The organism is Synechococcus sp. BA-124 BA4, from assembly GCF_034931165.1.
In genome coordinates, this window is sequence record NZ_JAYGIA010000085.1 from 1 (window position 1) to 24,286 (window position 24,286).

The following is a 24,286-nucleotide window of genomic DNA, read 5'->3' on the forward strand; positions in this document are numbered from 1 at the left end:
GTGCCGGAGGGCGCGACATGGTGGTCCTCCCCTACCGCGACCGGCTGGAGGTCTTCAGCCGCTACCTGCAGCAGCTGGTGATGGAATCCCTGGGCAAGCGGCTCGACCGGGAAGGCCGTGAGGTGCATCAGGGCATTGCCGTCTACGGCAACAAGGGCTCCACCGATCAGCACGCTTACGTGCAGCAGCTCCGTGACGGGGTCGACAACTTCTTCGTCACTTTCATCGAGGCTCTCGATGACCCCGCCGATGTGGCTCCCATTGGCGGGGACTACCCCGGAGACTTCCTCGATGGATTCCTGCAGGGAACCCGCTCCGCCCTCACCGAAGGCGGGCGTCAGAGCCTGTCGATCAGCCTGCGCCACTTCGATGCCCGCAGCCTGGGGGCGCTGGTGGCCCTGTTCGAGCGGGCCGTGGGGCTCTACGGCGAACTGGTGAACGTGAATGCCTACGACCAGCCCGGGGTGGAGGCGGGCAAGAAGGCCGCTGCCACGATCCTGGACCTTCAGGGTCGGGTGGAGGCTCTGCTGGCGGATGGGCAGCCCCGCTCCGTGCAGGCGATCCGCGAGGAGCTGCAGCTCCCCAGTCCCGAGGCGGCCTTCTGGATCCTGCGGCACCTCTGCGGCAATGACCGCGGCTTCAGCGCCCGAGGCGACTGGGGCGAACCGGCCGGTCTGGTGTTCCAGAAGGGGTGAGTCGCCTCAGCCGGCCCGGGCGGCGTTGCTAGGTTCCGCTTCTTTGCGGTCATGATCCGTTCCCGCGCAGCCGTGGCCTGGGCCGCGGGCCAGCCTCTGGAGATCACGGAGATCGAGGTGGCCCCGCCGGCGGCCGGTGAGGTGCTGCTGCGGGTGGTGGCCACCGGTGTGTGCCACACCGATGCCTTCACCCTCTCGGGCCAGGACCCGGAGGGCCTCTTCCCCGCCGTGCTCGGCCATGAGGGCGGCGCTGTGGTGGAGGAGGTGGGTCCCGGCGTGACCTCCGTGGCGGTGGGGGATCACGTGATTCCCCTGTACACGCCGGAGTGCCGTGCCTGCAGCTTCTGCCTCTCCGGCAAGACCAACCTCTGTCAGGCGATCCGCGGCACCCAGGGCAAGGGGCTGATGCCCGACGGCACCAGTCGCTTCTCCCGTGGCGGCCGGATGATCCACCACTACATGGGCACCTCCACGTTCTCGGAATACACCGTGGTTCCCGAGATCGCCGTGGCCCGGATCAGCAAGGACGCGCCCCTGGAGAAGGTCTGTCTGCTGGGCTGCGGGGTCACCACCGGCATCGGAGCGGTGCTCAACACCGCCAAGGTGGAGGCCGGCAGCAGCGTGGCGGTCTTCGGACTCGGCGGCATCGGTCTGGCGGTGATCATCGGTGCGGTGATGGCCGGCGCCAGCCGCATCATCGGCATCGACACCAACCCCGGGAAGTTCGCGATCGCCCGTCAGCTCGGCGCCACCGATTGCCTCGATCCGGGCGACCACGATGCTCCGATCCAGGACGTCGTGATCGATCTCAGTGATGGTGGCGTGGACTATTCCTTCGAGTGCATCGGCAACGTGCAGGTGATGCGTGCCGCCCTGGAGTGCTGCCACAAGGGCTGGGGCGAATCCACGATCATCGGCGTGGCCGGTGCCGGTCAGGAGATCTCCACCCGCCCCTTCCAGCTCGTGACCGGCCGGGTCTGGCGTGGCTCGGCCTTCGGTGGGGTGCGGGGCCGCACGGAACTGCCGGGCTATGTGGAGCGCTTCCAGAGCGGTGAGATTCCGCTCGACACCTTCATCACCCACACCATGCCCCTGGAGGAGATCAACCGGGCCTTCGAGCTGATGCACGCGGGCCAGAGCATCCGCTCGGTGATCCACTTCAACCCCTGAGGCCCCACTCCGTGCTCACACTCCTGAGCGAGAACCGCAGCTTCGCCGGGGCCCACCGGCGCTACCGGCACCACTCCGCCCTGCTCGACTGCGCGATGACCCTGGCGGTGTACCTCCCGCCCCAGGCTCTGGCCGGTGCGTCCGTGCCGGCGTTGTACTGGCTCTCCGGCCTCACCTGCACCGACGAGAACTTCATGCAGAAGGCCGGGGCCCACCGCCTGGCCGCCAGCCTCGGTCTGGCCCTGATTGCTCCCGACACCAGCCCCAGGGGGCCCGAGGTGCCGGGGGACCCGGACGGGGCCTGGGATTTCGGTCACGGAGCCGGGTTCTACCTCAATGCCAGTGAGGCCCCCTGGGCGCGCCACTACCGCATGCACGATTACGTGGTGGAGGAGCTGCCGGAGCTGCTCGAGCGGGAGCTGCCCCTGAACGGCCGTCGCGGTGTCAGTGGCCATTCGATGGGGGGGCATGGCGCCCTGGTCTGCGCCCTGCGCCATCCCGGCCTCTACCGATCCGTCTCGGCCTTCGCGCCGATCAGCCACCCCAGCCGCTGCCCCTGGGGGGAGAAGGCCTTCAGCCGCTATCTCGGCCCGGATCGCTCCCGCTGGCGTGAGTGGGACGCCTGCGAGCTGATCGTTTCAGCGCCGGAGCGGCTGCCCCTGCTGATCGATCAGGGGCTGGACGATCCTTTCCTGGAGAGTCAGCTGCGGCCCGATGACCTGGAGGAGGCGGCCCGATCCGCCGGCCACCCCCTGGAGCTGAGGCGCCAGCCGGGCTACGACCACAGCTACTTCTTCATCGCCAGCTTCATCGACGACCACCTGCGCCACCACGCGGCGGCCCTGCTCCCGCCCGCCTAGGGCACCAGGTTGACGAGCTTGCCGGGCACCACGATGACCCGCCGAGGCGGCTGTCCCTCCAGCCAGCGCAGGGCGATGTCACTCTCCAGGGCCAGCCGCTCCAGGGTGGCGGCATCGGCATCGGCCGGCACCTCCAGCTGGCCGCGCACCTTGCCCTTCACCTGGATCACCAGGGGCACGGTGTCCTGGATCAGGGCGGAGGGATCGGCCACGGGCCAGCGTTGGCGATGCACGCTGCCGCTGCCCCCCAGCCGCTGCCAGAGCTCTTCGGCCAGGTGGGGAGCGAAGGGGGCCAGCAGGATCACCAGGGCGCTCAGGGCTTCGATGGCCACGGGCTCGGCCACCATCTCCAGCTGGGCCGTCATGGCGTTGCTGAGCTTCATCAGCTCCGAGACGGCGGTGTTGAACTGGTAGTGGCCGGGGGCGAGGTCATCGTCGATGGCGGCGATGGCGCCGTGAACGGCGCGGCGCAGCTCCTGCTCAGCCGGGGTGCTGGCTCCTGCGGGGGCGTCCGGTTGATCCGGCAGGCGGAGCCCCCGGGTCACCGCCACGTCCACCAGCCGCCACAGCCGCTGCAGGAAGCGGAACTGCCCCTCCACATCGGCGTCGTCCCACTCCAGGTCCTTCTCCGGCGGTGCCTTGAAGAGGATGAACATGCGGGCGGTGTCAGCCCCGTAGCGGTCGATCACCACGGCGGGATCGACGCCGTTGTACTTCGACTTGGACATCTTCTCGTAGAAGGTGTCGAGCCGCTCGCCATCGATCGGATCGCGGGGATCGGTGGGATCGGCCACCTCGGCCGGGGCCACGTACCTGCCGGTCTGCGGGTTCTTGTAGGTGATGGCCTGCACCATGCCCTGGGTCAGCAGGCGCTGGAAGGGTTCGTCGAAGCCCAGCAGGCCCCGGTCGCGCAGCACCTTGGTGAAGAAGCGGGAATAGAGCAGGTGCAGGATGGCGTGCTCGATGCCGCCCACGTACTGGTCCACGGGCAGCCAGCTGTTCACCGCCTCCTGGCTGAAGGGCAGCTGCTCGTTCTGCGCATCGCTGTAGCGCAGGTAGTACCAGCTGGAGCACATGAAGGTGTCCATGGTGTCGGTCTCGCGCCGGGCCGGTCTGCCGCAGCAGGGGCAGCTCACCGTCACCCAGGGCTCCAGCTGGGCCAGGGGTGAGGTGCCCTTGCCGCTGAAGGCGACATCGCGGGGCAGCTTCACCGGCAGCTGATCGGCCGGCACCGGCACCACACCACAGTCGTCGCAGTGGATCATCGGGATCGGGCAGCCCCAGTAGCGCTGGCGGGAGATCAGCCAGTCGCGCAGACGGAACTGCACCTTCTCGCGGCCCCAGCCCTCGGCCTCGGCAGCCGCGCTGATCGCGGCCTTGGCCTCGCTGTTGGGCAGGCCGTCGAAGCGGCCGGAATGGATCAGCACGCCGGATTCCGTCCAGGCGCCACCTTCGAAGGCGTGTTCATCGCTGCCTTCGGGAATGATCACCTGCTGCACCGGCAGCTCGTACTGGCGGGCGAACAGGAAGTCGCGCTGGTCGTGGGCGGGCACGCCCATCACGGCGCCGGTCCCGTACTCGGCCAGCACGTAATCGGCGATCCAGATCGGGATCAGCGCGCCGTTGGCGGGATTGCGCACCTGGGTGCCGATTGGCACACCGCGCTTGGGCTTGTCCTCCGCGGTGCGCTCCTGCTCGCTCTGGCGCGAGACCAGATCGCAGAAGGCCTCCACCGCGATCTGGTGCTCAGGAGTGGTGAGCGAGGCCACCTGCGGATGCTCTGGGGCCAGCACCACGTAGCTGGCGCCGAAGATCGTGTCCGGGCGGGTGGTGAACACGGTGATGGTCTCCGCCGTGTCGTTGCCCCCGGCATCGACCACCGTGAATCGCAGCTCAGCACCGGTGCTGCGGCCGATCCAGTTGGCCTGCATGGTGCGCACCCGCTCCGGCCAGCCCTCCAGCTGGCTGAGGTCGTCGAGCAGCTGCTGGGCGTAGTCGGTGATCTTCAGGAACCATTGGCGCAGCTTGCGCTTCTCCACCAGGGCGCCCGAACGCCAGGAACGGCCTTCGCTGTCCACCTGCTCGTTGGCCAGCACCGTCTGATCGATGGGATCCCAGTTGACCGTGGCCTCCTTGCGGTAGGCCAGGCCCGCCTCGTGGAACTGGAGGAACAGCCACTGGGTCCAGCGGTAGTAGTCGGCGTGGCAGGTGGCCACCTCCCGGTCCCAGTCGATCGAGAGGCCGAGGCGCTGCAGCTGGGCGCGCATCTGGGCGATGTTGGCATCGGTCCAGTCGCCGGGATCCACACCCCGCTCGATCGCGGCGTTCTCCGCCGGCAGACCGAAGGCGTCCCAGCCCATGGGGTGCAGCACCTTGCGGCCGCGAAGCCGCTGCACCCGGGCGATCACGTCGGTGATCACGTAATTGCGCACATGGCCCATGTGCAGGTTCCCCGAGGGATAGGGGAACATCGAGAGCGCGTAGAACGTGTCGTCGCTGCCGTTGTCCTCGCCGCCGTCGCCGGGTTCGGGGGTCCGGTGGAGCCCCTGCTCCTGCCAGCGCCGTTGCCAGACGGTTTCGATCGCGTCGGGTCGGTAGCGGCTGCTGTCCGTGCTGATTCCAGGGCTGGATCGGTGGTCGGACTCGGCCATGTTCCGGGGTCGGCCGGTTCGCATCAGCCGTTGAGTGCGTGGCTGTGATCGTGCCACACCCCCCAGGGGTGCTCCATGCGCCGTCACTCCAGGGGCTGGATGGTCTCGAGTGCGGAGCGGCGGATCAGCACCGGCTGCTGGGCGCTGGCGGGCCGGAGGGCCAGGAACTCGGGGTCCTGCCAGTCGAGGCAGCCTTCGAGCTGCTCGCCGCCGGGGAATCGAATTCGCAGGGGCGTGCGCTGACGGACCCAGTTCTGGAGGAGGCGCACCCCGGGCAGGCTCGTATCCAGATTCTGAGTCTCCATAGGATTCAGGTTATGTGGATCGGGAATGGGGCCGTGCTGGCATTCAGCAAGTACCAGGGGCTGGGCAACGACTTTCTCCTGCTCGACGGGCGTGAGGCGGCCGATCCCCAGGACCTGTTCGGCCTCGACCCTGAACGGGTGCGCTGGATCTGCGACCGGCGCTTCGGGGTGGGCGGTGATGGGGTGATCCTCGCTCTGCCTCCCGAGGGGGATGGGGAACTGCGCATGCGCATCTTCAATGCCGATGGCAGCGAGGCGGAGATGTGCGGCAACGGCATCCGCTGCCTGGCCAGGTTCCTCGCCGACAGCGACGGTGATGCGCCGGGGAGGACCTGGCAGGTGGAGACCATGGCCGGGCGGATGGTGCCCGAACTGCTCGGGGATGGCACGGTGCGCGTCGACATGGGGGAGCCGTTCCTGCTGCCCGAGCAGGTGCCCACCACCCTGGCGACCGGACCGGCGGGGCTTCCCCAGGGCGAACTGGAGGTCGAGGGTGCCCGCTTCGCGTCGGCAGCGGCCGGCATGGGCAATCCCCACCTGGTGATCCCGGTCGACGACGTGGAGGTGGTCGACCTGGAGCGGTTCGGTCCCCTGCTCGAGCGGCATCCCGCTTTCCCGGCCCGCACCAATGTCCATTTCGTGCAGGCGCTCAGGCCCGACCACCTCGTGATGCGCGTCTGGGAACGGGGCGCCGGCCCCACCCTGGCCTGCGGTACCGGTGCCTGCGCCACCCTCGTGGCCTGCCATCGCCTCGGCCTCGCTGAGCGCTCGGCACGGCTGGATCTTCCCGGCGGCTCGCTCTGGATCGACTGGGACTCCCGCTCGAACCATCTGTTCATGACGGGGCCTGCCGAACCGGTGTTCGACGGGGTGCTGGCACCGCCAGCGGACAGGGCCGTCGAACCGGTGTCGTCGCGACCGGTGGAGCCGGACGACATCAATTGCGCCATCGCCTGTGCGCAGGGTTGCCAGCGGCCCGACAACTGCCCCAGCGCCGAGGCCCGCCGCCGGGTGGAGGCTCTGCTGGAGAGCCGCTCGCTCGATGAGCTGGTCTCCCTGGCCGCTCAGTCTCTGGAGGCCCGCACCCAGGCCCGCTTCAGCCGTGACAGCGCCGGCTCCGATCGCCCGGCCGAGTGATATCGGCTGCTCACTCCGGCGGTACGGCGCAGCCGCTCTACCTCGATGCCTCGGCCGGTGCACCTCCGGCCGAGGCGGTGCTGGAGGCCATGGCTGCCGCCACGCGAACCGCCTGGGCCAATCCCTCGAGCCTGCATGGCTTCGGGCTGGCGGCGGCCGACAGTCTCGAGCGCAGCCGCCAGGCGATCGCCGCTCTGCTCGGCGCTGAGCCCAGGCAGCTCACGTTCTGCTCGGGTGGCACCGAGGCCGCCCACCTGGCCCTGCTCGGAGCAGCGGCGGCGCTGTCTCCCGGTCGGCTGCTGATCTCGACCGTGGAGCATCCGGCGGTGGAGGCCGCCGCCAGGCGCCTGACCGGCTCGGGCTGGACCCTGGAGCGCCTGCCGGTGGATCACCTGGGCCGGCTGAGGCTGGATCGGCTCGAGAGCCTGCTGGAGCCCCCCACCCGGCTGGTGTCGGTGATCTGGGGCCAGAGCGAAGTGGGCACGCTTCAACCCCTGCGGGCCATCGCTGAGCGCTGCCGCCGCGCGGGCGTGATCCTGCACAGCGATGCCGTGCAGGTGGTGGGCCATCTTCCCATCGATTTCGCGTCGCTGGAGGTGGATCTGCTCAGTTTCACCGCTCACAAGCTGCAGGGACCCCGGGGGATCGGTGCCGTGCTGGCCCGGACTGGCCTGGAGGTGCGGCCGATGATCGAAGGCGGCGGTCAGGAGGGGGGGCTGCGCTCCGGCACCGAACCGGTGGTCCTGGCGGCGGGATTCGCCGAGGCCCTCCGGCAGGCTCAGCGGCGGCTGGAGCTGAATGCCGGCCAGGACCCCCTGGGGCCATGGCGTGACCGCCTCCTGCAGGCTCTGCTCGCCCTGGGCGGTGTGGAGCTGACCGGCTGTCCATCCCAGCGCCTGCCCCACCACCTCAGCCTGCTGGTGCGGGATGGGGCCGGCCGCCCCCTGCCAGGCCGACGCCTGGTGCAGGCTCTCTGGCGCCAGGGCCTGGCCGTCAGCAGCGGCCGTGGCTGCCAGGGGGGGCGCGCTGGCGCCAGCCCAGTGCTGGAGGCCATGGGGTATCCCACCGAGCTGGCCGCCAGTGGACTGCGCCTCAGCCTGGGCCCCTGGCTGAGCCAGGAGCAGCTCGACTCGGTACCTGCCCGCTTCGAGCGGGCCCGTCAGGCCCTGGCGGCGGCAGAGCCTGGGTAGGGTCGCTGGGCTTCGCCGAGATGTCGCGTGCTCCCAGCTGATCTGCGCAGCGCCGAAGCTGAGGCCCTTGTGGCCCTGAACGAGGCCCTGGCGGACAGCCCCAGTGGTCGCTGGAGCATGGAGCTGCGCTTTGAGGGGCTCAAGCTGCTCCCCCTGGCGCTGAGGCTGCTGGCGGCCCTGAATCCTGGCGAGCGTCCGGTGCGGTTGCTCTTCCCCGATGCCGGGGCCGCCGCCCTGGCCCGCCGCGATGCACCTGACCTGGCCGCCGAGCTGGGTTCCCTGGGTGATCAGCTGCGCCGTCAGGAGCAGGACAACGATCTCTCCGCCGGCGACCTGCTGGTGCTGGTGGAACCCGCCCAGGCCGAGTACGAGGAGGTGGAACGCCTCTGCCAGGCCCACCGCGGCGGCGTGGTGCTGTTGAACGGACGCCTCGAGGATGCCGCTGTGGGCATCGGCAGCGTGGCCCGCGAGCGGCGGCGGGGGTTCCTGTCCACCTGGCGACCGGCCTATGCCCTGCAGCCCCAGGAGAACGGTGCGTTGCGCTTCGCCTGGCCCGGCCCCTGGGAGCTCTACCGCCGGGATCCCGATGGCTACCGCCTGGTCGCCTGCTTCGATCTGAAGCCCGATGCGGAGCAGCAGGCGGAAGCCCTCAGCCCGGAGCAGGGCCCTGATGTGGTGGCAGGCCTGCAGGCCCTCGACCGCTTCATCGGCAGCCTGCGCAACTGAAGCCCCCTGGCCGGAGCGGGAAACCCTCCTTAAAGTTGCGCGTCTGCCCCCTGCCCATGCCCTCTGAGTCCACCCCTACAGCGCCGAGCGGTTCGCCCCGCTGGGGCCTGGTCGACATCGGCGCCGCAGCCGCCGTGCTGCTGGCCATCGGTGGTGTCATCTGGAGCCCCAAGCTGAGTGGTGCGGTGGCCACCGCCACCGGCGCGATGCAGCCGGTCACGGTGATCGTCGATGTGCGCGGCATCCCCTCCGCCGATCCCGAAGGACTGATCGCCGCGGCCCGGGAGGAGGGAAAGGTGAGCATCGTGATCCGCAACCAGCCTCACGGCACCGTGAAGCTCAAGGATCTGCAGCGGCTGCAGCGCAAGCTGGTGGCTCTGCAACCCGATGGCAGCGTCGTCACCGCCGACGATCCGAACCAGGCCCTGGTGGGCTCCCTGGATGCCCGCTTCGTGCTCGAGGGGCAGGGACGGAAGACGGATGGCGGGGTCGTCTTCGGCAACCAGAACCTCAAGATCGGTGCCCCGATCGAGCTGGAGGGTCGCAACTACCGCCTCAACGGGTCGGTCAGTGGTCTTGTCCTTGGTGAGTCCTGAGATGGTGATGATGTCCCAACCCCGAATCCTCCGGGCCCCGCGCCCTCTGGTCAGGACCCTGGCCCTCGGCCTGGCCCTGGTGCCTGGCTTGCCTGTGCTCGCGGCCGATCCCCTGGCCCGCCTGCCTGGTTCCCCGGCGGCGGCCGGCCTGCCGCTGCTGCAGAGCCAGGTGAGCTGCCCGGCTCTGCAGCAGCGGGTCCAGTCGAGCCTGGGGTCGGAAGCCAGTGTCTGGAGCGTGTCGGTGGCCGATGGCAACGGCCGCCTGCTGGCCGATGTCAACGGGCTGCAGCCACGGATTCCGGCCTCCAACCAGAAGCTGCTGAGCACGGCCTTCGCCCTCGATCGTCTCGGCCCCGACTACCGCCTCACCACCCGTCTCTGGCGCCTCCCCGATGGCACCCTGCGGCTGACCGGGGAGGGTGATCCTGATCTGGCCATGCCCCAGTTGCAGCGCTTCGCCAAGCTGGCCCTGGGATCCGGTGGTGCCGACGGAACTCCCCCCAGCCTGGTGAGGCTGCAACTGGCCGAGGAACCGCCCCAGGCCTGGTGGCCCCAGGGCTGGCATCCGGAAGATCGCGCCTATGCCTACGGCGCTCCGATCACCCGCCTGGCGCTCACGAGCAATGCCATCGACATGGCGGTGTCCAACCCCACCTCCCGCCTGCGCACCCTGCTCAACCGGGAACTGGTTCGACAGGGCGGTAAATCCGTCGAGCTGAGTGTGGTGTCCCCCCTGACCCCCATCGCCCGGGATGCCGTGCTGATCCATGAGGAGCCCTCGGCTCCCATGCACAACCTGCTCAGCCTGGCCAACACCGAGAGCCACAACTTCACTGCCGAAGTGTTGATGCGGCAGGCCAGTGGCAGCTGGGACCTGGCCGTCAGCCGCCAGGCCGAGATGCGGTGGCTGGCTGAGCAGGGCCTGCCCCTGCAGGGTGTCCGGGTGGCCGATGGCAGCGGCCTCGACAGGGCCAACCGGCTCACCAGCCGTTTCCTCACCGCCCTGCTGCTCACCATGGGGCAGCACCCTTATGCCGGCTACTACCTGGCCTCGATGTCGGTGGCCGGCCAGCGCGGCACCCTTCGCAACCTCTACAAGGGCACCAGCCTGGAGGGCCGCTTCCGCGGCAAGACCGGCACCCTCACGGGGGTGCGATCCATCAGTGGTGTGCTCAACACCAGCGATGGACCGCGGTACGTGAGCCTGATCTCCAACGGGGCCGGAGCACCCAACACCACGATCGGTGCGGTGCTCCGCCAGGTGCAGAAGGTCAGCCTCTGCCAGCCACCTGCCTGAGGCGTGAGGCGGCCCGCCGGGCGCGGCTGATCGGCACCGCCGCCTGCTCACCGGCAGGTGGTGGGGTCGTGGGGTTCCTCTCGGCCGAGGCAGATACCTCGGTGCTCTGGATCCGCCCAAGCTCGCGCCGGCCGGCCAGCACCACTTTGCTCAGCTCGCCCAGTCGTCCTTCCAGCTCGGTGAGCACCTGCTCGGCATAGCGGTTGGCTCCGTCCTGCACGGTGGTGGCCTCCTGCCTGGTCCGGCTGATCAGCGCCTCGCACTGCTGCTGGGTCTGCTGGCGGAACTGCAGGGCATCGTTGTGCAACCGCTCAGCCTCGCTCTGGCTTTCGCGCTGGATGCGCAGTCCCTCCTGGCGGATCTTCTCCAGTTCCTGAAGGCTCTGCTGACGGGAGCGCTCGTGCTGTTCGCTCAGCTGGCGCTTCATCTCCACGAAATCCTGGTCGAGCTGCTGACGCCGCTGCATGGCCTCCTGCTCCAGCTGCTGGCGGCGGCTGCTGAACTGCTGCTCCGTCTGGGCCAGGCGGGTCTGGTGCTCCTGTTCGGTCTGGGCCACCTGCTGCCGGGCGGAGAGCAGCAGTTGCTCGCACTGCTGGCGGGCCTGCTCGCGCAGCTCGGCGACCTGCCGCTCGGCCTCCTGGCGGACGGCGGCAGAATTGATCAGTTGCTCCCGCTCCTGACGGACCCGGCTGATGATCTCCTCGGCCTGCTGGCGGGCCTGGGCGATGAAGCTGTCCCGCTGGCGCAGCAGCTCCTCGGCCTGTTCGAGCTGGGAGGGGATGGCGTCCCGCACCGCATCCATCAGCTCGATGGCGTCCTGCTCATTGACGAGGCGGCCACCACTGAACGGAATGCGGCTGCCTTCCAGCACGATTTCTTCGAGCTGATCGATCTGATCCAGCACGCTGATCCGAGTGTCGGCCATCTCAACGGGGCAGGGGACTACCGATTAAAGAGCCTGGCGAGGTCATCCGCCACTCCTGCCGGCACCATATGGCGCACATCCCCACCGAAGCGGGCCACCTCCTTGACCACGCTGCTGCTGAGAAAGCTGTGGTGGGCTGCGGTGACGAGGAACAGAGTTTCCACCTCGGCAGCCAGGCTGCGGTTGGTGTGGGCGATCTGAAGCTCGAACTCGAAATCGCTCATCGCCCGCAGGCCGCGCAGGATCACCGCCGAGCCGCAGCTGCGGGCGAAGTCCACGGTGAGACCGTCGAAACTGCTCACCTCCACCCGCTCCAGGTGGGACGTGGCCTGGCGGATCTGGTCGAGCCGCTGCTCCAGGGGGAAGCTGGCCTGCTTGCTGGGGTTCTGCAGCACCGCCACCACCAGGCTTCCGAACAGCCGCTCAGCCCGCTCGATCAGGTCCAGATGGCCCAGGGTGAGGGGGTCGAAACTGCCGGGATAGAGGGCCTTCATGGGCGCTTGGTCATGGAGCCCCCCGCGGGGAAGCGATGGCGCGGATCCTATGGATGGTGCCGCCGCCGCTGACCACACTGCCTAAAGTCGGGGTATCGATTGCGACAGGGCTGATGGCCAACGATGCACCCGCCAGCGCAGCCAGTGACGGCCTCGATGCCGCGGCCAAGAAGACGCTGCTGCGCAAGATCCCCCACGGGCTGTTCATCTGCGGGGTGGCCGAAGGCGACACCGTCAACGGCTTCACCGCCAGCTGGGTCACCCAGGGCTCCTTCGAGCCCCCCCTGGTGGTGCTGGCCGTGCGGGCCGATTCCACCAGCAACGGCATCATTCAGCGCACGCGGCGCTTTTCGCTCAATGTGCTCGCGTCCGATCAGAAGGACCTGGCGGCGGTCTTCTTCAAGCCCCAGAGCGGCATCGGCGGCCGCTTCGACGCCGCGCCCTACAGCCTAGGTGCCCTGGGCCTGCCGATCCTGCAGGACGCCCTCGGCGCGGTCGAATGCGAGCTGGTGGGTGAGGTGGTCCATGGCGATCACACCGTGTTCGTGGCCGAAGTGAAGACCGCCGTGCTGCACCGTGACGGGGCGGCTCTCGAGCTGGGACCGACCGGCTGGCAGTACGGAGGCTGAGTCGGGTTCCGGGATTCAGCCAGCTGCCATGGGCCGCCTCGCCCAGCCCCTTCTGAGCGATCCCGATCGCCTCAGCCAGCGACTGAAGGAGCTGCCCGCCGAGCCGGGTTGCTATCTCCTGCGCGACGTGGAGGACCGCATCCTCTACATCGGCAAGTCGAAAAGCCTGCGCAGCCGCGTGCGCAGCTACTTTCGCGAGTCCCACGACCTGAGCCCGCGCATCAGCCTGATGGTGCGACAGGTCTGCGAGATCGAATTCATCGTCACCGACAGCGAAGCCGAGGCGCTGGCGCTCGAATCCAACCTGATCAAGGCCCATCAGCCGCACTTCAATGTGCTGCTCAAGGACGACAAGAAATATCCCTATCTCTGCATCACCTGGAGCGAGCCCTACCCGCGCATCTTCATCACCCGGCGGCGGCGTCTGCGCAGCCCGCTGGATCGCTTCTACGGCCCCTACGTGGACGTGGGTCTGCTGCGGCGCACCTTCTTTCTGGTGAAACGGGTGTTTCCCCTGCGCCAGAGGCCCCAGCCGCTCTATCGCGACCGCACCTGCCTCAACTTCGACATCGGTCGCTGCCCCGGAGTGTGCCAGGAGAAGATCAGCCCGGAGGCCTACCAGCAGATCCTGCGCAAGGTGGCGATGGTGTTCCAGGGCCGCAGCGATGAGCTGCTGGACCTGCTGCGTGCCCAGATGGGGCGCTATGCCGAGCGCGAGGATTTCGAGTCGGCCGCACGGGTGCGTGACCAGCTGCAGGGCCTCGAGCAACTCACCGCCGAGCAGAAGATGACCCTTCCCGACGCCTCGGTGTCCAGGGATGTGCTCGCCCTGGCCTGCGATCAGCGGCTGGCGGCGGTGCAGCTGTTCCAGATGCGGGCCGGCAAGCTGGTGGGCCGTCTGGGCTACACCGCCGACGCCAGCATCGCCGCGCCGGGCGAGATCCTGCAGCGGGTGCTGGAGGAGCACTACAGCCAGGTGGAGCCCGTGGAGATTCCCCCCGAGGTGCTGGTGCAACACCCCCTGCCCCGCCAGGAGCTGGTGCAGGAGTGGCTGAGCGAACGACGGGGCCGCAAGGTGCGGCTGCGACAGCCGCAGCGGCAGCAGAAGGCGGAACTGATCGAGCTGGTGGAGCGCAATGCCGCCTTCGAGCTCAGCCGGGCCCAGCGCAGCGCCGAGCAGCACCAGCTGGCCACCGAAGACCTCGCCCAGCTGCTCGACCTCCCCCAGCCGCCTCGCCGCATCGAGGGCTACGACATCAGCCACATCCAGGGCAGCGATGCGGTGGCCTCCCAGGTGGTCTTCGTTGATGGGCTGCCTGCCAAGCAGCATTACCGCAAGTACCGGATCCAGAGCAGCAGCATCAGCGCCGGCCACTCCGACGACTTCATGGCGATGGCGGAGATCATGCGGCGGCGCTTCCGCCGTTGGTCTCAGGCGAAGGTGGAGGGGGCCGACCTGGCGGAGCTGCGCAGGGCGGCCGGCACGGCCCTGCACACCGGAGGGCTCAACGACTGGCCCGATGTGGTGATGATCGATGGCGGCAAGGGCCAGCTCTCAGCCGTCATGGAAGCCCTGCGCGAACTCGATCTGCATGAGGAGCTGGTGGTGTGTTCCCTGGCCAAGCAGCGGGAGGAGGTGTTTCTGCCTGGCGCCAGCCAACCGCTGGAGAGCGAGCCCGACCAGTTGGGGGTGCTGCTGCTGCGGCGTCTGCGCGATGAGGCCCACCGCTTCGCGGTCAGCTTCCACCGCCAGCAGCGGGGCGAGCGGATGAAACGCTCCCGCCTGACGGAGATTCCCGGGCTGGGTCCCAAGCGAGTCAGGGATCTGCTGGCCCACTTCCGCTCGATCGACGCCATTCAGCTCGCCAGCCCCGACCAGATCGCCGCGGTCCCCGGCATGGGTCCGGCCCTGGCCCGGCAGGTGTGGACCTACTTCCACCCCGGCGATCCCGAGGAGTCGCACGACGGCGAGACGTCCGGCGAACCGCTGGCGGTGCGATGAGGGCTGAAGGTCCGAGCAGCCCCTCCGCCACCCGGCCCAGGCGACACCAGCACGGATGGGCAGCTCCCCTAGTTTGAACACCCTTCCCCCCCCTCTCCCGATGACGCTGCCGGCCCTGCCAGCGGAGGCCTATCTCTGGTTCAAGACCCTGCACATCGTCGGGGTCGTGGTGTGGTTCGCCGGGCTGTTCTACCTCGTGCGCCTGTTCATTTATCACGTGGAAGCCGAGGCGCTGGAGGAGCCCCTGCGCGGGGCCTTCAAGCAGCAGTACAGCCTGATGGAGCGGCGTCTGGCCAACATCATCACCACCCCGGGGATGGTGGTGGCCGTGGCCATGGCGGTGGGGTTGCTGGTCGCCCAGCCCATCTGGCTGAAGCAGGGCTGGATGCACGCCAAGCTGGCGGTGGTGGTGGCTCTGATGGCCTACCACTGGTTCTGCTATCGCCTGATGGGCCAGCTGCGGGAGGGGCGCTGCCGCTGGAGCGGTCGGCAGCTGCGGGCCCTCAATGAACTCCCCACGCTGATGCTGGTGCTGGTGGTGATGCTGGTGGTGTTCAAGGGGCAGTTCCCCACGGGTGCGGCCACCTGGTTCCTGGTGGCCCTGGTGGTGGCCATGGCCGGCTCGATTCAGTTCTATGCCCGCTGGCGCCGCCTTCGCCTGGAGCAGGAGGCCCTTGCCGGTGGCGCCTGATGGACATCCGCTGGTGCCGGTGTTGCAGGGGGTGCAGCCCTCCTGTTGCCCCGGGCGGCTCAACTTCCACTGTCACACCACCTGCAGTGACGGCAGCCTCAGGCCGGAGTGGCTGGCTGACCAGGCGGTCGACCGGGGCCTCGAGCACCTTGCCGTGACCGACCACCACAGCACCGCTGCCCTCGAGCCGCTGCAGCGTCGGCTGGCGCAGTATCGGGAGCGCGGTCGGACGGTGCCCAACCTCTGGAGCGGTGTCGAGATCAGCTGCCTGCTGGAGGGATGCCTGGTCCATGTGCTCGGGCTCGGATTCGACCCGGGCCATGCCGCCCTGGCTCCCTACCTCGAGGGCAGTGCGGTGGTGGGCCCGGCGCTACGGGCCGGGGCCGTGCGCCGCGCGATCCATGCCGCGGGCGGACTGGCCCTGCTGGCCCACCCCGCCCGCTACCGCCTTCCCCATCACCTCCTGATCTCGGCGGCGGCGGACCTGGGATTCGATGGAGCCGAGGCCTACTACGACTACGAGCAACGGGAGTCCTGGCGCCCCTCGCCGCTGGTGTGCGACGCGATCGCGGCCCAGCTCGATCGGCTGGGGTTGCTGACGAGTTGCGGTACAGATACCCATGGGCTGGGCCTTGGCGGCCGCTAGGCTCATTATCAGGTTTCCGTTCCCTGACCATGGGTCTGTTCGATCGTCTGCTCGGCAACCGCTCCGAAGGAGCCTTCTCCTCCAAAGCCGCCAAGGACAAACCGGCGAAGGCCAAGCAGGACGAAAGCTTCTACCTCGATGCAGACACCTCCAGCAGCCTGGGCGACGTGAAGTTCATGCGGCGTTCGAACACGATCCGCCACACCTTCCCGGGCAGCGCCGACAATCCCGGAAACAAGGAAATGATCCAGGAAGTGGATTCGATGGCGGCCCGCCTCGCCAAGGCCAGCACGGGCATCCCCGGCACCGAGGTGAAGGCCGCCAGCACCGGTCTCGGCGGCGGAGTGCCCAAGCCGGTGAAGAAGACCTTTGCCGAGAAAATGAGCTCGGCTGAGCTGAGCAATCGGCTCAGGGGTGCTGCCGTGGGCGGTGTGAACTCCGCTGGCGGTGCCGCCGCCGGCCGCAAGCCCGACGGCGGCACCGCCGAGGGACAGCCGGGCATCAGCCTCAAGCAGGCCAAGCCCGGCACCATCGATCCGTTCAAGGACATGGCCAAGGAGATCAACTCCTGATCGAACCTCGAATCCCGAGTTCCTGAGCACTCAGGGTTCTGAGACCTCAGCCCTCCACCAGGCTCTCACTGCTGAGCACCAGCTGCCTGAGATGTTCCAGCTGCTCGGGGCTGGCCCCTTCCCACAGGCGACGGTTGTGGGCCTCCAGCAAGCGTTCGGCCATGTCACGCAGGGCCCAGGGATTGGCCTGGCGCAGGAACTGCAGCAGGCTGTCATCTCCCAGCCAGGTGTCACAGATGGCGCCATAGCTCCAGTCCGGCACCCGGCCGGTGCTGGCGTCGTAGGCGAAGAGGTAATCGAGGCTGGCGGCCAGCTCGAACCCCCCCTTGTACCCATGGGCGCGCATCCCCTCGATCCAGCGGGGATTGAGCACCCGCGAGCGCAGCACCTTGTCGAGTTCCCGCTCCAGCCGATGCAGGCGCGGCCGCTGGTGGCGGGAGTGATCGCCGAACCAGAGGGCCGGAGCCGAGCCCCGCACGCGCTCCGTGGCGGCACTCAGACCTCCCTGGAACTGGTAGTAATCGTCGGAATCGAGCAGGTCATGTTCCCGGTTGTCCTGGTTGTGGAGCACCACCTGAACCTGGCGCAGTCGCTGCTCCAGGCCGCTGCGGTCGGCGATCGCCTCTCCGCTGCCCTCGTAGCGCCAGCCGCTCCAGTTGAGGTAGGCCTCACCCAGGTCGCTGCGCTCCTCCCACTGGCCGCTGTCGATCAGGCCCTGCAGTCCAGCCCCGTAGGCTCCTGGCGCTGAGCCGTACACCCTGGCGCAGTGACCTTCGCGGATCAGCGCCGCCGCCAGGGGATTGTCGGATTCCGCCTCGTTCAGGGCCGCCACCAGGGCCGTGGCCCGGTTGATCCAGCCCACCAGCTGGGGGAAGGCATCCCGGAAGAGGCCGGAGATGCGCAGGGTCACATCCACCCGCGGGCGCCCCAGCAGCGCCAGCGGGATCACCTCCAGGTCCACCATCCGCCGGGTGGGGCCGTCCCAGACCGGTCGCACCCCCATCAGGGCCAGGGCCTGGGCGACGTCCTCACCGCCGTTGCGCATCGTTGCCGTGCCCCAGACCGACAGGGCCAGCTGGCGCAGGTCGTCGCCCTCCTCCTGCAGGTGCAGCTCCAGCAAGAGCTCGGCGCTGCGCCGGCCCAGGTCCCAGGCCGCTTCGCTGGGGAGTCCGCGCAGATCGACGCTGTAGAAGTTGCGCCCGGTGGGGAGCAGGTCGGGCCGTCCGCGGGTGGGGGCACCGGAGGGACCGGCGGCAATCCGCTCCCCCGCCACCCCGGCCAGAAAGGCCTCCCGTTCCGCCTCGCCGCAGCGCAGCAGCCGAGGGATCAGATCGCCGCTCACCCGCTCCAGCACCGAGCGGGTGATGGTGCCGCAGGGAGGGGCCTCGGTCAGGGGCTCCAGCAGGGGGCGCAGCAGCTGCAGCGCCCGCTCCTCCAGCAGGGCGACGCCATCCCCGATCCGCCGGCAGGCCTGGGCCGAGTCCGCCGCTGTGAGGCCGGGCGTGGGTCTGCCGGGAGACAGCGCTGTCAGCAACAGCTGACGGTCGCGTGGATCCAGGTGGTCCTCCTCCGGATCGGCCCAGGGGTCGAGTGCCAGCCCGAGATCCCTCGCCAGGGCCTGGGTCAGTCCGGGTCCCTCGGCCAGGGGCGGGCGCGCCAGGCAGAGCAGCAGCTCCAGCAGCGGTTCCGGGCCGGGCAGGTGGCCGTAGGTGTGCAGACCCGTACGGATCTGGGCTTCCTTGAGCTCACAGAGGTAGCCGTCGGCGCGATCGATGCGGCCTTCCAGGTCGCTGGCCTCCAGCGGCAGCTCGAGAGCCTCGAGGGTCTCGGCCAGGCGCTGGCGCAGGGGTTCCACCCGTCCGCTGCCCAGTTGGCAGGCCTCCCAGTATTCATCCAGCAGGGCCTCGAGGGTCTGGAGCGGTCCGTGCAGTCCCGCCCTCCCGAGGGGTGGGGTGAGGTGGTCGAGGATCACGGCCTGGGCGCGGCGCTTGGCCTGGGAGCCTTCGCCGGGATCGTTGACGATGAAGGGATAGAGGTGGGGCATCGGCCCCAGGGCCCATTCGGGAAAGCACCGGTTCGAGAGACCCAGTCCCTTGCCGGGCAGCCATTCCAGGTTGCCGTGCTTGCCGACGTGCACCACCAGCTGGGATCCCTCCACCTCCCGAAGCCACAGGTACTGGGCCAGGTAGGCGTGGGTGGGGGGCAGGTCGGGGCTGTGGTAGCTGAGGCTCGGATCGCGGTCGTAGCCCCGCTCCGGCTGGATCAGCACGTGGATGTGGCCGAAGCGCAGACCCCGGATCGGGAAACCGTCTCCACTGGCGGTGCGCTCCAGTCCGCTGTCCTGATCGGGTGAACCCCAGCGCCGCTCGATCAGCTGCCGCCCCTCCTGCGGCAGGCCGGCGTACCAGCGCTGGTAGACGGCCAGGGGGAGGTGATCGAGCGGCGCACGGTGGCCGCTTTCGGCGTCATTGCTGCGGCCGGTCAGCAACCGGCGGATCAGCTCCTGGCCATCCGGCGGCAGTGCCTCCGACTCTCCGAGGTCGTAGCCGGCGGCGGTCAGCCAGTGCAGCATCGCCGCCGCACTCGCCGGGGTATCGAGGCCCACGCCATTGGCCAGGCGGCTGTTGCGGGTGGGGTAGTTGGCGAGCACCAGCGACAGGCGCCGCTGGGCCGGGGGAGTGCCGCGCAGGTTCACCCAGGCCTCCACCAGCTGGGCGATCCAGTCGAGACGCTCCAGATCCGGCTCGTAGCGGTGCAGGGCTGTCGTGAGCCGTTCATCGGCGCAGCCCGCCGCTTCCTTGAAGGCCCCCACGCGGGTGGTGAGGCGACCATCCAGCTCCGGCAGCGCCACCTGAAGACTCAGATCCAGGGGGCCCAGCCCGATGCTGCTGGTCTGCCAGCGACGGCGGCCGGCGCTGCTGCAGAGCAGTTGCAGCACCGGCACGTTCAGGGCTTCCCAGAGTGGGGCGCCCAGCCCCGCCTCCTCGAACTGCACGGAGGCAAAGGACGTGGTGCAGAGCACCGCCTGAACCTCTTCACGCCCCAGCAGGTCGGCCACGCCCCGTTGCACCCCGGCCTCGCGCAGGCCGCTCACCCACAGGGCCCTGGGACAGAGGCCGCGCTGGCGCAGGGCCGCCAGGGTGGCCTCCGCCAGACCGGTGTCGCCTGCTTGTTGCAGGGCGCGGTAGAGCACCAGACCGACCCGGGGTCCGGGATCCGCCCGCCAGTCGTGGGGGGCAGGATCGGGCAGCGGTTCCGCCTGGGGCGGATCGGGCTGCTCCCCCGCCAGCAGGGCCACGAGGCTGAGGAGCACCCGGCGCAGGTTGGTGCGCCCCCCCTCCCGCAGGCAGCGGCCGATCGCCAGGGCCAGGTCCGGCGCCACGGTGCCCAGACCCGCCAGGTCGCTCTCTTCTTCGCTGGTGCCGGCCACCACCACGAGCTGGCGGCCAGGGCCCTCGGCCCAGCGGCGCAGACGCTCCAGGCCATAGCTCCAGTGGCCACGGCCCCCCAGCAGCCGCACCAGCACCAGCTGGGTGTCGTCCAGGCTGCTGGCCAGATAGTGGTCGATCACGGCCGGATGATCCAGGGCCGCGAGGTTGAGAGCGCGCACCTCCTGCCTGAGCAGCGCCGGTTCGTCACGCAGCAGGCCCGCGAGGGAGCTGAGGTCGGTGTCGGCGCTGCTCAGCAGCAACAGGGGCGCTGAAGCCTGCTCCACATAGAGGGGACCATCCGTGTCGCCGGTGGCGCCGGGAACTGCCGCAAGCCGATGCATCGGCCCATCTTGGGTCTTGACGGTGAGAAGATCGTGGCCCGATCACGGTGCGGTGCCGCCCGCTCCACACCCTTTCCAAGCGACCCTGCATGCAGAAGTTTCTTCCCTACGCCTGGTTCCAGGGCGGTTGTGTTCCGTTCGCGGAGGCCACCCTGTCGGTCGCCACCCATGCCCTCCACTACGGCACCGGAGCTTTCGGCGGGATGCGGGCCCTGCCCAATCCCAGTGATCCGGGCGAAATCCTTCTGTTCCGTGCCGACCGCCATGCCCGCCGGCTCAGCCAGAGCGCCCGGCTTCTGCTGGCGGAGCTGGAGGAGAGCACCATCCTCACGGCGATCGATGCCTTTCTGCAGGCCAATCGCCCCACCACGCCGATCTACCTGCGACCGTTCGTTTACACCAGCGACCTCGGCATCGCGCCCCGGCTGCACGACATCGAGACCGACTTTCTGATCTACGGCATCGAACTGGGGGATTACCTCTCCCCCGACGGAGTCAGCTGCCGCGTCAGCAGCTGGACCCGTCAGGAGGACCGCTCCCTGCCCCTGCGCGGCAAGATCAGCGGCGCCTACATCACCAGCTCCCTGGCCAAGACCGAAGCGGTGAAGAGCGGCTTCGACGAGGCGCTCCTGCTCAACAGCCGCGGCAAGGTCAGCGAGGCCAGCGGCATGAACCTGTTCATCGTGCGCGATGGCGTGCTGATCACCCCCGGGGTCGACCAGGACATCCTCGAGGGCATCACCCGGGCCAGCATCCTGGAGCTGGCCCGGGATCTCGACATCCCGGTGATCGAGCGCGCTGTGGACAAGACCGAGCTGTTCGTGGCCGACGAGGTCTTCCTCAGCGGCACTGCGGCGCGGGTGACCCCTGTGCGGCGTGTGGAGACCACCGATCTGCCCACGCAGCGCCCCGTGATGGAGCTGCTGCGGGAGCGGCTCACCCAGATCACCGTGGGCAACGACCCCAGCTACGACCACTGGGTCACCCGCATCCGACTGCGCGACTGATTTCTAGAGTGATCGCTGGCACGGTCACGCGATGACGGCACTGGTTGGCGGGACGGCGGAGGCAAGGACAGGGACCCGCAGGATCGGGTTCCTGGAGCATCTGCATGGCCCCGGCCGGCCCGTGGTCGTGTTCGACGGCGCCACAGGCACATCGCTGCAGCAGATGGATCTGAGCGCCGAGGATTTCGGTGGCGCCGCGCTTGAGGGCTGCAACGAGAATCTGGTCTTCACCCGTCCCGACGCCGTGCAGGCCGTGCACCGTCAGTTCCTCGAGGCGGGCTGCGATGTGATCGAAACCGACACGTTCGGGGCGGCCTCGATCGTGCTGGCGGAATACGGGCTGGAGGATCAGGCTCTGGCCCTCAACAAGCGGGCCGCTGAGCTGGCCCGTGAGATGGCCGATCGCTACAGCACCCCCGCCAAGCCCAGGTTCGTGGCGGGCTCCATGGGCCCCACCACCAAGCTGCCGACCCTCGGCCACATCGACTTCGACACGATGAAGGCCTCCTTCCGCGAGCAGGCGGCGGGGCTGCTGGCCGGGGATGTCGATCTGTTCATCGTCGAGACCTGCCAGGACGTGCTGCAGATCAAGGCGGCGCTCCAGGGCCTTGAGGAGGCCTTTGAGGCTGCAGGCCAGCGCCGGCCCCTGATGGTCTCGGTCACGATGGAGACCACCGGCACGATGCTGGTGGGCTCCGATATCGCCGCCGTCGTCTCCATCCTGGAGCCCTTTCCGATCGACGTGCTCGGCCTGAACTGCGCCACCGGTCCGGAGCAGATGAAGGCTCATATCCGCTACCTGAGCGAGCACAGTCCGTTCGTGATCAGCTGCATTCCCAATGCCGGACTTCCCGAGAATGTGGGCGGTGTGGCCCACTACCGGCTCACGCCTCTCGAGCTGCGCATGCAGCTGCTCCACTTCGTCGAGGATCTGGGCGTGCAGGTGATCGGTGGCTGCTGCGGCACCACCCCCAGCCACATCGCGGCTCTGGCCGAGCTGGCGGCAGACCTGAAGCCCAGACCCCGCCCCGTGCGCCTGCCGGAGCAACGGCTGCAGAGGCCCGCCCTGCAGTGGGAGCCGGCGGCGGCCTCGATCTACGGGATCACGCCCTACCACCAGGACAATTCCTTCCTGATCATCGGCGAGCGGCTCAATGCCAGCGGCTCCAGAAAGGTGCGCGATCTGCTCAACGCCGAGGACTGGGACGGGCTGGTGGCCCTGGCCCGCGGCCAGATCAAGGAAAACGCCCATGTGCTGGATGTCAACGTCGACTTTGTCGGCCGCGACGGCGAGAAAGACATGCATGACCTGGTCAGTCGCCTGGTCACCAATGTGAATCTGCCACTGATGCTGGATTCAACGGAGTGGCAGAAAATGGAGGCCGGGCTGAAAGTGGCCGGCGGCAAGTGCATCCTCAACTCCACCAACTATGAAGACGGTGACGAGCGCTTCTTCAAGGTGCTGGAGCTGGCCCGCCGCTATGGCGCCGGTGTGGTGGTGGGCACGATCGATGAGCAGGGCATGGCGCGCACAGCCGAGCGCAAGTTCGCCATTGCCCAGCGGGCCTACCGCGACGCTTTGGAGTATGGAATCCCGGCCCATGAGATCTTCTATGACCCCCTCGCCCTGCCCATCTCCACAGGCATTGAGGAGGACCGCCGCAATGCCGCCGCCACGATCGAGGCCATCCGTCTGATTCGTCAGAATCTTCCCGGCGTTCATGTGGTGCTGGGGGTGAGCAATGTGAGCTTCGGGCTCTCTCCTGCTGCAAGGATCGTGCTCAATTCCGTCTTTCTGCACGAGTGCTGCGAGGCCGGTCTGGATGCCGCCATCGTCAGCCCCGCCAAGATTCTTCCCCTCGCCAGGATCACCGAGGAGCATCAACAGGTCTGCCGTGATCTGATCAACGACAGCCGCCGTTTCGAATCGGAGGAGCAGGGGGCGATCTGCACCTACGACCCCCTCACCGTTCTGACCGGACTCTTCGAGGGGGTGAGTGCGAAAGAGGCGAGGGCATCGGGTCCGAGCCTGGCTGATCTTCCTGTGGAGGAGCGGCTGCGTCAGCACATCATCGATGGCGAGCGCATCGGACTGGAGCCCGCCCTTCAGGAGGCCATGGCCAGCCACCCGCCGCTGCAGATCATCAACACCTTTCTGCTCGATGGCATGAAGGTGGTCGGGGAGCTGTTCGGCTCCGGTCAGATGCAACTCCCGTTCGTGCTGCAGAGCGCTGAAACGATGAAAGCGGCCGTGGCTTTTCTTGAGCCCTACATGGAGAAGGTCGACGGGGTGAGCAGCGCCAAGGCCAAGTTTCTGATCGCCACCGTCAAGGGTGACGTGCACGACATCGGCAAGAACCTCGTCGACATCATTCTGACCAACAATGGTTATGAGGTGATCAATCTTGGCATCAAGCAGGGGGTGGAAGCCATCATCGAAGCCCAGCATCTTCACCAGGCCGATTGCATCGCCATGAGTGGATTGCTGGTGAAATCTACCGCCTTCATGAAGGATAACCTGCAGGCTTTCAATGAAGCGGGCATCACCGTTCCAGTGATCCTTGGGGGGGCGGCTCTGACACCGCGTTTCGTCCAGAAGGATTGTCGCTCTGTTTACAACGGTCAGGTGATCTATGGCCGCGATGCCTTTGCCGATCTGCGCTTCATGGATGCGTTCACGGAAGCGCGAAAGGGCGGCCAGTGGGATGACCGTCTCGGATTCCTGGCCGGCGCCCCCGCGGGCCTGGGCCTGGATACCGACCCCGGGCCAGCCGCTGAGCCCGACGCTGCCCGGGCTGAGACGATGGACCTGGTGAACCCGCGGATCGTGCTGCGCAACTGGCTGGCAGAAACGGCAATCTGCGCTGTCGAGGACGAGGGCGATCTGGAAACGCTCGACGCCATTTTCCGCGCGATCACCG

19 protein-coding genes and 1 pseudogene are annotated in these 24,286 nt (G+C 68.5%); 15 read left to right on the forward strand and 5 right to left on the reverse strand.

The genetic code is table 11. The features are described from left to right. The 3 genes and pseudogenes from pgi to fghA form a co-directional block, all read left to right on the forward strand. Positions 1 to 695 (forward strand): annotated as a pseudogene (gene pgi / locus VB734_RS11230) (glucose-6-phosphate isomerase); the annotation flags it as partial. Positions 696 to 746: 51 nt separating this feature from the next. Next, a complete protein-coding gene (locus VB734_RS11235; protein ID WP_370594552.1) occupies positions 747 to 1,865 on the forward strand; it encodes an S-(hydroxymethyl)glutathione dehydrogenase/class III alcohol dehydrogenase in 1,119 nt (372 codons plus the stop codon). Positions 1,866 to 1,876: 11 nt separating this feature from the next. Next, positions 1,877 to 2,725 carry an S-formylglutathione hydrolase gene (gene fghA / locus VB734_RS11240; protein WP_197163237.1) on the forward strand — a complete coding sequence of 283 codons (849 nt, stop codon included), beginning with the start codon at positions 1,877 to 1,879 and terminating at the stop codon, positions 2,723 to 2,725. On the opposite strand, the gene leuS is transcribed toward fghA, so the two are convergent. Beyond that, on the reverse strand, positions 2,722 to 5,376 hold the full coding sequence (gene leuS, locus VB734_RS11245; RefSeq protein ID WP_197163245.1) for a leucine--tRNA ligase: 2,655 nt from the start codon (positions 5,374 to 5,376) through the stop codon (positions 2,722 to 2,724). The two genes, fghA and leuS, sit on opposite strands and share 4 nt — an antisense overlap. 83 nt (positions 5,377 to 5,459) lie before the next feature. After that, positions 5,460 to 5,681 (reverse strand): Hfq-related RNA-binding protein, encoded by a 222-nt coding sequence (locus VB734_RS11250; RefSeq protein WP_197163247.1) that lies wholly within the window; start codon positions 5,679 to 5,681, stop codon positions 5,460 to 5,462. A gap of 33 nt (positions 5,682 to 5,714) precedes the next feature. Between VB734_RS11250 and dapF the strand changes: the two genes are divergently transcribed. The 5 genes from dapF to dacB are packed head-to-tail and all read left to right on the forward strand — an operon-like array spanning position 5,715 to position 10,627. After that, positions 5,715 to 6,818, forward strand: coding sequence for a diaminopimelate epimerase (dapF, locus tag VB734_RS11255; protein WP_231594652.1), 1,104 nt, complete (start codon positions 5,715 to 5,717; stop codon positions 6,816 to 6,818). Beyond that, positions 6,815 to 8,008, forward strand: coding sequence for a cysteine desulfurase family protein (locus VB734_RS11260; protein WP_323243336.1), 1,194 nt, complete (start codon positions 6,815 to 6,817; stop codon positions 8,006 to 8,008). Before dapF ends, VB734_RS11260 begins: the two co-directional genes overlap by 4 nt. A gap of 27 nt (positions 8,009 to 8,035) precedes the next feature. Further along, positions 8,036 to 8,734 (forward strand): DUF1995 family protein, encoded by a 699-nt coding sequence (locus VB734_RS11265; protein WP_197163253.1) that lies wholly within the window; start codon positions 8,036 to 8,038, stop codon positions 8,732 to 8,734. Between the two features lie 56 nt (positions 8,735 to 8,790). Continuing rightward, the gene (locus VB734_RS11270) at positions 8,791 to 9,330 is read left to right on the forward strand and encodes a DUF4330 domain-containing protein (protein ID WP_197163255.1); all 540 of its coding nucleotides are present in this window, start codon (positions 8,791 to 8,793) and stop codon (positions 9,328 to 9,330) included. Position 9,331: 1 nt separating this feature from the next. After that, positions 9,332 to 10,627, forward strand: a complete 1,296-nt coding sequence (dacB, locus tag VB734_RS11275) for a D-alanyl-D-alanine carboxypeptidase/D-alanyl-D-alanine-endopeptidase (protein WP_322781692.1) — start codon at positions 9,332 to 9,334, stop codon at positions 10,625 to 10,627. Here the strand turns inward: dacB and VB734_RS11280 are convergent. Both VB734_RS11280 and coaD read right to left on the reverse strand, forming a co-directional pair. Then, on the reverse strand, positions 10,602 to 11,552 hold the full coding sequence (locus VB734_RS11280) for a hypothetical protein (RefSeq protein WP_322781691.1): 951 nt from the start codon (positions 11,550 to 11,552) through the stop codon (positions 10,602 to 10,604). The two genes, dacB and VB734_RS11280, sit on opposite strands and share 26 nt — an antisense overlap. 17 nt (positions 11,553 to 11,569) lie before the next feature. Continuing rightward, complete coding sequence (coaD, locus tag VB734_RS11285; RefSeq protein WP_197163268.1) at positions 11,570 to 12,046, reverse strand: pantetheine-phosphate adenylyltransferase; 477 nt, start codon at positions 12,044 to 12,046, stop codon at positions 11,570 to 11,572. Positions 12,047 to 12,159: 113 nt separating this feature from the next. On the opposite strand from coaD, the gene VB734_RS11290 reads away from it, so the two are divergent. From VB734_RS11290 to VB734_RS11310, 5 genes are all read left to right on the forward strand, one after another. Beyond that, positions 12,160 to 12,675 (forward strand): flavin reductase family protein, encoded by a 516-nt coding sequence (locus VB734_RS11290; protein ID WP_197163269.1) that lies wholly within the window; start codon positions 12,160 to 12,162, stop codon positions 12,673 to 12,675. 28 nt (positions 12,676 to 12,703) lie between these two features. Further along, a complete protein-coding gene (gene uvrC / locus VB734_RS11295) occupies positions 12,704 to 14,677 on the forward strand; it encodes an excinuclease ABC subunit UvrC (protein WP_197163271.1) in 1,974 nt (657 codons plus the stop codon). A 100-nt stretch (positions 14,678 to 14,777) separates the two neighbouring features. Further along, on the forward strand, positions 14,778 to 15,368 hold the full coding sequence (gene hemJ / locus VB734_RS11300; RefSeq protein ID WP_197163273.1) for a protoporphyrinogen oxidase HemJ: 591 nt from the start codon (positions 14,778 to 14,780) through the stop codon (positions 15,366 to 15,368). Continuing rightward, the gene (locus tag VB734_RS11305) at positions 15,358 to 16,014 is read left to right on the forward strand and encodes a PHP domain-containing protein (RefSeq protein WP_322782674.1); all 657 of its coding nucleotides are present in this window, start codon (positions 15,358 to 15,360) and stop codon (positions 16,012 to 16,014) included. Before hemJ ends, VB734_RS11305 begins: the two co-directional genes overlap by 11 nt. Positions 16,015 to 16,043: 29 nt before the next feature. Next, positions 16,044 to 16,586 (forward strand): hypothetical protein, encoded by a 543-nt coding sequence (locus VB734_RS11310; RefSeq protein WP_197163277.1) that lies wholly within the window; start codon positions 16,044 to 16,046, stop codon positions 16,584 to 16,586. Between the two features lie 46 nt (positions 16,587 to 16,632). Here the strand turns inward: VB734_RS11310 and cobN are convergent, their stop codons facing one another. Then, positions 16,633 to 20,358 (reverse strand): cobaltochelatase subunit CobN, encoded by a 3,726-nt coding sequence (gene cobN / locus VB734_RS11315; RefSeq protein ID WP_197163278.1) that lies wholly within the window; start codon positions 20,356 to 20,358, stop codon positions 16,633 to 16,635. A gap of 89 nt (positions 20,359 to 20,447) precedes the next feature. On the opposite strand from cobN, the gene VB734_RS11320 reads away from it, so the two are divergent. Continuing rightward, positions 20,448 to 21,365, forward strand: a complete 918-nt coding sequence (locus tag VB734_RS11320; RefSeq protein ID WP_197163280.1) for a branched-chain amino acid transaminase — start codon at positions 20,448 to 20,450, stop codon at positions 21,363 to 21,365. 31 nt (positions 21,366 to 21,396) lie between these two features. Next, positions 21,397 to 24,286: methionine synthase (gene metH / locus VB734_RS11325; protein ID WP_323243337.1), on the forward strand; the 2,890-nt coding region annotated here is incomplete at its 3' end.